The sequence below is a fragment of the Streptomyces sp. NPDC024555 genome, assembly GCF_055559335.1.
On sequence record NZ_JBVHKV010000025.1, the window covers coordinates 99,517 to 107,551 of the forward strand.

Genomic DNA, 8,035 nt, shown 5'->3' on the forward strand with positions numbered 1-8,035 from the left:
TGTGAGCGCAATATCTCGCGCAGTTTTCGTAAAAGTTTGACAGTCGTTCGCACGCGGCATGCGTCGTCCGGTGCGGGCGCAGCGCGGGGCGCCGCCCGGCGAACCGGACGGCGCCCCTGGGAGCAGGCCCTGCTACGGGTTGATGTTGATCTTCATGGTGGAGGTGGTGTTCTTCACGTCCAGCGCGTTTCCGCTGAGCCTGAGCCCGTTGAACGTGACCTCGCCGACGGCCGGGCCCTGGCCCGCCTCCGGCATCTCGTTGGCCCACAGACCGAAGCCCGACTTGGCGTCGTAGGCGTCACCGCTCTTGCGGGCGCCGGTGATCGAGATGTCGGTCAGGATCGTGTCCTTGATCGGGAACTGCGGCTGGCCCCCCACGTAGTTCGTCTGGAACATGATCCCGCTGTACGTCGGGTCGACGATGTCCACGTGGTTGATCCGGATGCCCTGGAAGACCTTGGAGGCCGAGAACAGCCAGATCCCGGGGAAGGTCTGCGACCCCCAGAAATGACCGCCCGCACGGACCACGGAGACGTTCTCGACCGTCGTCGGATCGGTCCCGAAGCCGTTCATCGGGTAGCCGAAGTCCAGCGAGCTGACCGTGATGCCCGAGTAGACGAGGGTGTCGGCGATGTGGATGTTGCGGAAGGTGTTGTTGTAGCCGCCGTAGACGGCCACGCCCGCGGCGCGCCAGGTCAGGATCGCCGTGAGGTTCTCGTAGACGTTGTTCTTCATGTCCGCGCCGCCGGAGTCGATCGCCGAGAACAGCGCGAAGCTGTCGTCGCCGGTGGCCCGCGCCTCGTTGTTGACGACGTGGTTGTCCGTCGAGCCGTTGGTCATGTTGATGCCGTCGGCGAAGGTGTCGCGGATGCGGGAGTTCTTGATGGTGATGCCGTCGGTGTTCGCACCCCAGTACAGGCACACCGTGTGCTCGTTCCAGACGTTGTCGATGACCATGTCCGAGACGTTGGAGAAGTCGAACACCTTGCCGGGGCCGTCGATGCGGGAGGTGTAGTTCCCGAAGTACGCGAAGTTCGCGAACGTCGATCCCTTGGCACTCGCCTCGGCGCGGAAGCCGATGTCGGTGTTCTCCTGTCCGGAGGGGGCGTGGAACCTGGTGTACCAGGGGCCCGCTCCGACGACCCGGACGGCCTTCCCGTAGACCTGGAACTTGCTCGCGGTCTGGTAGTCGCCGGCCGGGAGGTAGACGCCCACGAGCGTGCCCGTGGTGTCCATGCGCACCTTGTCCAGGGCGTTCTGGACGTCCTGGTGGGTGAAGCCGGCCGGAACGGCGTACGCCGCCGGGTCGGGGTTGGCGATCTGCGCCGCCTGCTCCAGGCTGACGAAGTCGATCGCGTAGGTGCTGGTGTTGGCGCTGTCCTTCTGGAGGCGGATCCTGCTGCCGGCCGGGACGGTCCGGCCCAGCATCACGTTGGCCTCGTCGTAGATGTGCCGCGGCGATCCCGCACTCGGGGAGTTGCCCGGACCGGTCTCGGCGCCGTACAGCCAGGCGTACTTCGAGGTGAGGTCAATGGCCTTGAGGAAGGTTCCGTCGACGTAGACGTTCAGCGTCGAGTCGATGCCTCCGCCGCCGGGCGCGTCCGGGATGGAGAAGCGGGTCACCAGGGTGTTGGTGCTGGCCCGGGTGGTGAACTCGACGTAGTTGCCGGTGTTGTTCAGCGTGACGGCCTTGCGGCCGGACGCCTCGCCCGCCACGTCGCCCACGGTCCGGTTGGGGCCGACGACCTGGGCCCCGCCGCCGGTGACGCCGTCCTCGGCCTCGTACATGTCGTACGGCATGTTCGCGCCGCGGCCGACGAAGAGCGAGCTGGTGGTGGTGTTGTTCTCGCGCTTGACCGGGAGTTCGTTGGCGTCGTCCGCGACGACCGTGCGCACGGTGTACGAGCCGTTGGCCGCCGTCCAGCTGCCCAGGTTCACCGGGGCGGTGGTGGCGCCCGCCGCGATGGCGCCGCTGTAGCTGCCGGTCAGGGTCTTCACGGTGGCGCCCTTGGCGTCGAGCAGGGTCACCGTGACGGCGTGGGCGCCGGCGGCGGAGGCCACCGTGCCCTGGTTCTTCAGCGCGACGGAGAAGCTGACGTCGTTCCCCGCCGAGGGCGCCGACGGGGAGGTGCTGACGCCCGCGGACACCAGGTCCGAGCTGGCGACCGGCTTGACGACCAGGCCGGTGGCGCTGGTGTAGGTGTTGTCGGTCTCGTTCTGCTCGATGACCTCACCGGCCGCGTCGGCCACCGCGCTCAGCGCGTAGGTGCCCGCGTCGCGCGCGCCGATGTCCGCGCTCACCTGGGCCGAGGCCCCGGCCGCCAGTGCGCCGACGGAGGCCGTGGCGACCTTGGAGCCGCCGAGCCGGAACTCGACCTTGCTCGCCGGGGCGGCGACCGCGCCGCTGTTGCGCACCGTCGCGGTCAGGGTCACCGGGTCGGACTCGACCGGTGCTGCCGGGGCCGCGGTCAGCGAGGTGACCTGGAGGTTCGGGTTGGGTGCCGGGGCTCCCAGGACCTGGAACTCGGCGACCTGGCCGGCCCCCGAGCCGGTGTTGGCGGTGAACTTCAGCTGGACGTCGGCGACGCGCGAGGAGACCGGAATGGTCACCGTGTTGCCGGTGGCCGGGCTGAACGCGTACTCCTTCGCGGCGACCAGACCGGTGAACGACGTGGCGCTCTGCTCGCGGCCGAGGACCTGGATGGTCTGGGTCCTGGCCCCCCAGCTGCTGTCCGGGTTGAGCTTGACGACGACGTTCTCGGTGTCGGCGTTGGCCCCCAGCTTCACCGTGAGGGTGTTGGGGTAGCTGCCGCCGGCCCCCTCCCAGTAGGTGGTCACCTGGTTGTCGTTGGCGTTCTCCGCGACGAAGGTGTGCACCACGGAGGAGGCGGTGATGGGCTTGCCGACCGCCAGGTTGGAGGCCGCGCCGGTGCTCCCGTTGCGGGTGACGGTGTTGCTGTTCCCCGAGACGTTGCCCGCCGCGTCCCTGGCCCGGACGTAGTACGACACGGTCGTGCCCGCGGACTGGGTGTCGGTGTACGTGGTGACGTCGCCCGCCACGCTCTTGCGCAGCACGTTGTTGGCGTAGACGTCGTAGCCGGTGACGCCCTTGTTGTCGGTGGACGCCTGCCAGACCAGCTTGATCTGGCCGGAGGCGGGCTCGGTGAAGCCCAGGCCGGCCGGCGCGGTGGGTGCCTGGGTGTCCCCGGTGTCCCCGGTGCGGGTGACGGTGTTGCTGTTCGCGGAGACGTTGCCCGCCGCGTCCCTGGCCCGGACGTAGTACGACACGGTCGCACCGGTGGGCCGGGTGTCGGTGTACGTGGTGACGTCACCGGCCACGCTGGTGAGCAGCTGGTTGTCGGCGTAGACGTCGTAGCCGGTGACGGCGGTGTCGTCCGTCGAGGCCTTCCAGGTCAGCTTGATCTGCCCGGTGGCCGGTTCGGTGTACGCGAGCTGCGCCGGCGCGGTCGGTGCCTGGGTGTCGCCGCCGTCGGGGCCGTAGATCTCCAGCTCGGAGAACTGGGCGCCCGGCTGGACGGTGTTGGCGCTGACGAGCACGCGCACATAGCGGGTGGTGGTGGCGTCGAAGGAGACCGTCGCCGTCTCGCCCGCGGTGGGGCTGAAGGTGTAGGCCTTGGCCTGGGTGAGGTCGTTGAAGTCCGTGCCGTTGGCGCTGCCCTGGATCTTCAGGGTCTGGCTGCGGGTCTCCCAGCCGTCGGGCAGCCGCATGACGACCCGGTCGACGCGGACCGAGGAGCCGAGGTCGGCCTGGATCCACTGCGGCAGCTCGTTGTTGCGGCTCTCCCAGTAGGTCGCCGTGTTGCCGTCGTTGGCGTGGGACTCGACGTAGTCCTGGGTGTGGCTGCTGGCGGTGAGGGTCCGGCCGGCCGCGAGGTTCACCGAGGACTCGGCGGCCGCGCGGACCTCCATCTCGGCGAGCTGGCCGTTCTTCGCGACCGTGTTCGCGGTGATGTCCGCCCGGACGTAACGGGTCCGGGTGGCCGGGATGTCGATGGTCACCGTGTTGGAGCTGCCCGGTGCGAAGGTGTACGCGGCCGAGGTCTTCAGGGTGGTGAAACCGGTGCCGTCGGCGCTGCCCTGGAGCGAGAGCGTCTGGCGCCGGCTCTTCCAGCCGGCCGGGAGCTTCAGCGTGACCCGGTCGATGCGGGTGACCTTGCCCAGATCGCTCTGGACCCACTGGGGGAGGTCGTTGCCGGAGCCCTCCCAGTACGTGGAGGGGTCGCCGTCGGCGATGTTCCCGGCGCTTCTGCCGCTCAGCGCGCTGCTGGCGGCCGTCCGGTGCCCCGCGGCGATATCGGGCCCGCCCGCCGCCGACGCCTGGAGCGCCGGCCAGCCGACCATCAGCAGGCTCGTGGTGACGGTGGCGGAGAGGACCCGCCATCGCCGGCGTTGCGTTCTCATATGTCCCCGATCTTCGGCCTCGGCGCAGGGGACGGCCGAGGCGCGGCTCTGTCTGCTTCCCTGCTGGCATGGATTCCTGCAACCAGCAGGATGGACTTTTGCGTTTTGCGGTCAGAGAGTTGCAGAGAATTGAAGGGGAGTCCACTGTTCCGACAGAAGAAGAAAGCACGGGCGATGGCGGTGTTCCGCCTCAACCTCCGGCACATTCAGGGCATTTGACACCACGCTGACCAGGGCCGATCCCCGGTCCGTGAATGCAAGAAATTTGCGTCATGATGAAAGGCGCTGAAAGCTCCCAGCTCGGAGGCGCGGCCCGGCGACGCCGTATCCGGGCATACGAAGGGGCGGGGTCCACGTCCGCGGACCCCGCCCCTTTCTCCGTTCCGGTACGTCCTCCGGTTCAGCCGGAGGGACTCCAGCGGTAGCGGACGTCCGGTTCGTTCTCCTCGTTGCGCCCGCCGTCGTCGAAGGCGACGGCGGTGAATCCGTGCCGCTCGTAGAAGGAGCGCGCCGCCGTGTTGCGCTGGAAGGTGTGGAGGGCGAGCCCTCCGGGGCTCAGCTCCCTGGCCTTCTCCAGCAGCAGGGTCCCGATGCCCCGCCGGCGCACATCGGGCCGGAGGTAGAGGTGTTCGAGTTCCTGGCCGTCGAGCGAGACGAAGCCGGCCGGTTCCCACGCTCCCCCGGCCCCGGGGAGTTCGGCCACCCACACCTCGGTGCCGGGCAGGACGACGTGCTCCATCCACGCCCGGGTGTCCGCGTCGCTGTGCACGCGCGGCAGATACGGCAGCGCGGTGGCGCGGGCGTCGAGGAAGACACGGGTGAGGGCGTCCGCGTCGTGCGGCCGCCCCTTCCGCAGCCGTGCGGGGCCGTGCGAGGGCATCGGTTCTCCTGTCCGAGGGGGGCGGTGGCCGGCGCGCCTCCGGAACTCCCGTACGTCCGGGGCGACTCGGCCGTTCGGGGCCGACCGTACGCCGGACACCCCGCGGACCTCCATAGGATATGACCCGGCCCGCCCCGGGCCGCCCGAGCCAGCCGTCCCGCGAAGGAATCGACGTACCGGTGTACCAGCCCGAGACTTTCACGTTTCCCGAGGACGGCCACCGGGCACCGGTTCCGCGTCCGGGCGACGGCGCCCCCTCGCTGTGGCTGGTCGACGTGGCCGCCCAGGGCGGCGCGGCGGCCCGCCTCGCCCCCGGGATCCTCGACACCGCCGAACGCGCCAGGGCCGCCCAGCTGGTGGCCCCGGCCGACCGCGCCTGCTACCTCACCGCGCACACGGCGCTGCGGCTGCTGCTCGGCGCCCGGCTCGGCGTCGCCCCCCGGGACGTGCCCCTCACCCGTGAGCCGTGTCCGTCCTGCGGCGGGCCGCACGGCCGCCCGGCGACCGGCGGCGGCGTCCACTTCTCGCTGTCGCACACCCGGGGGCTGGTCCTGCTCGCCTTCGCCGGGGTGCCGGTGGGGGCGGACGTCGAACTCCTCCAGCGGCCCTCGGTGATCGCCGAGATCTCCGGCCAATTGCACCCGGCGGAGGTCCGGGAACTGGCGGAGCTGTCCGGACCGGAGCGGCCGGCTGCGTTCGGCCGGGTCTGGACGCGCAAGGAGGCCTACCTCAAGGGCGAGGGCATCGGCCTGGCCGAGGGGCTGGCCGCCGGCTACGTGGGCACCGGCCCGGAGCCCGCCGCCGGCCCGGCCGGATGGGCGGTCACCGACGTCCGCGTCCCGGACGGCTACGCGGCGGCGGTGGCGGTCCGCGCGGCGGGGCGGGCGCCCGCCGGCCCCGCCGACCGGCGAAGATGACGGGGCGGGCCCGACCGCACCGACCGACCGATACGGAGGAGTGGCAGATGCCGCACGCACGAGCCGGACAGCAGGCGCGTCCGGAGGACCTGACCGATGTGGCACGGCTGGTGACGGCGTACTACACGCTCCATCCGGACCCGGCGGACCCCGGGCAGCGGGTGGCGTTCGGCACCTCGGGGCACCGCGGGTCCTCGACGGCCACCGCGTTCAACGAGGACCACATCGCGGCCACGAGTCAGGCGATCTGCGAGTACCGGGAGCAACAGGGCACGGACGGGCCGCTGTTCCTGGGCGCCGACACCCATGCCCTGTCGGAGCCCGCGCGGGTCACCGCCCTCGAAGTGTTCGCCGCCAACGGCGTGGGCGTGCTGATCGACTCCGCCGACGGCTACACCCCGACGCCCGCGGTCTCGCACGCGATCCTCACCCACAACCGGGGACGCACCGCGGCACTGGCCGACGGGGTCGTCGTCACCCCGTCCCACAATCCGCCGGGCGACGGCGGGTTCAAGTACAACCCGCCGAGCGGCGGGCCGGCCGGCTCCGACGCGACGGGGTGGATCCAGGACCGGGCGAACGAGATCATCACGGGCGGGATGAAGGACGTCCGGCGGATGACGTACACCCGGGCGCTCGCCGCCTCCACGACCGGCCGGTACGACTTCCTCGGCAGCTATGTGACGGACCTTCCGTCCGTGCTGGACCTGGACGCGGTGCGCGCGGCCGGGGTGCGGATCGGCGCCGATCCGCTGGGCGGTGCCTCGGTCGCGTACTGGGGCCGGATCGCCGAGCAGCACGGCCTCGATCTGACCGTCGTCAATCCGCTCACCGATCCCACCTGGCGGTTCATGACGCTGGACTGGGACGGGAAGATCCGGATGGACTGCTCGTCGCCGTACGCGATGGCCTCGCTGATCGAGGGGCGCGACCGGTTCGCGATCGCCACGGGCAACGACGCCGACGCGGACCGGCACGGCATCGTGACGCCGGACGGGGGGCTGATGAACCCCAACCACTATCTGGCCGTGGCCATCCAGTACCTCTTCGCGCACCGCGACCGCTGGCCGTCGGGGGCCGAGGTCGGCAAGACGCTGGTGTCCTCCGGCATGATCGACCGGGTGGCCGCCGATCTGGGGCGGCGGCTGGTGGAGGTGCCCGTCGGGTTCAAGTGGTTCGTCGACGGACTGGTGGACGGCTCGCTCGGGTTCGGCGGCGAGGAGTCGGCCGGGGCCTCGTTCCTGCGCCGGGACGGTTCGGTGTGGACGACCGACAAGGACGGCATCCTGCTGGCCCTGCTCGCCTCGGAGATCCTCGCGGTGACGGGCGAGTCCCCGTCCGCGCACTACGCCGCGCTGACCGAGCGCTTCGGCGCACCGGCGTACGCGCGGATCGACGCCCCGGCGGACCGTGAGCAGAAGGCGGTGCTGGCCCGGCTCTCGCCCGAGCAGGTCACGGCCGACACCCTGGCGGGCGAGCCGGTCACCGGCGTCCTCACCTCGGCACCGGGCAACGGGGCGGCGATCGGCGGGATCAAGGTGACCACCGAGAACGCCTGGTTCGCGGCGCGTCCCTCGGGCACCGAGGACGTGTACAAGATCTACGCGGAGTCCTTCAAGGGCGCCGACCACCTGGCCCTCGTCCAGGAGGAGGCCAGGGCCGTCGTCTCGGCGGCGCTCGGCGCCTGAAGCGCGGGGGGGGGGGGGGCGGGGGCCCCCCCCCCCCCCCCCCCGTGCCCCCGCCCCCCCCGGGCGCCCGGGGGGGGCCCCCCGGGCCCGGGGGGGGGGCGCGGCGGGGGCGCCCCCCCCCGGGGGGC

The 8,035-nt window shown here is 71.4% G+C and carries 4 protein-coding genes; 2 read left to right on the forward strand and 2 right to left on the reverse strand.

Annotation, left to right across the window (positions count from 1 at the left end; all coding sequences use genetic code 11):
• Positions 1-132 precede the first annotated feature (132 nt).
• Entirely contained in the window at positions 133-4,422 is a 4,290-nt protein-coding gene (locus tag ACZ4FH_RS32595) for a discoidin domain-containing protein (RefSeq protein ID WP_467309383.1), read from the reverse strand.
• A gap of 400 nt (positions 4,423-4,822) precedes the next feature.
• Positions 4,823-5,302, reverse strand: coding sequence for a GNAT family N-acetyltransferase (locus tag ACZ4FH_RS32600; RefSeq protein ID WP_467309384.1), 480 nt, complete (start codon positions 5,300-5,302; stop codon positions 4,823-4,825).
• Between the two features lie 179 nt (positions 5,303-5,481).
• Between ACZ4FH_RS32600 and ACZ4FH_RS32605 the strand changes: the two genes are divergently transcribed.
• Positions 5,482-6,219 (forward strand): 4'-phosphopantetheinyl transferase family protein, encoded by a 738-nt coding sequence (locus ACZ4FH_RS32605; protein WP_467309385.1) that lies wholly within the window; start codon positions 5,482-5,484, stop codon positions 6,217-6,219.
• A 47-nt stretch (positions 6,220-6,266) separates the two neighbouring features.
• Positions 6,267-7,907, forward strand: a complete 1,641-nt coding sequence (pgm, locus tag ACZ4FH_RS32610; protein ID WP_467309386.1) for a phosphoglucomutase (alpha-D-glucose-1,6-bisphosphate-dependent) — start codon at positions 6,267-6,269, stop codon at positions 7,905-7,907.
• Positions 7,908-8,035 lie beyond the last annotated feature (128 nt).

Bases quoted from the DNA above. Each gene is read 5' to 3' on its own strand.
- ACZ4FH_RS32595 (WP_467309383.1), bottom strand. From the start codon at position 4,422: ATGAGAACGCAACGCCGGCGATGGCGGGTCCTCTCCGCCACCGTCACC.
- pgm (WP_467309386.1), top strand. From the start codon at position 6,267: ATGCCGCACGCACGAGCCGGACAGCAGGCGCGTCCGGAGGACCTGACC.
- ACZ4FH_RS32600 (WP_467309384.1), bottom strand. From the start codon at position 5,302: ATGCCCTCGCACGGCCCCGCACGGCTGCGGAAGGGGCGGCCGCACGAC.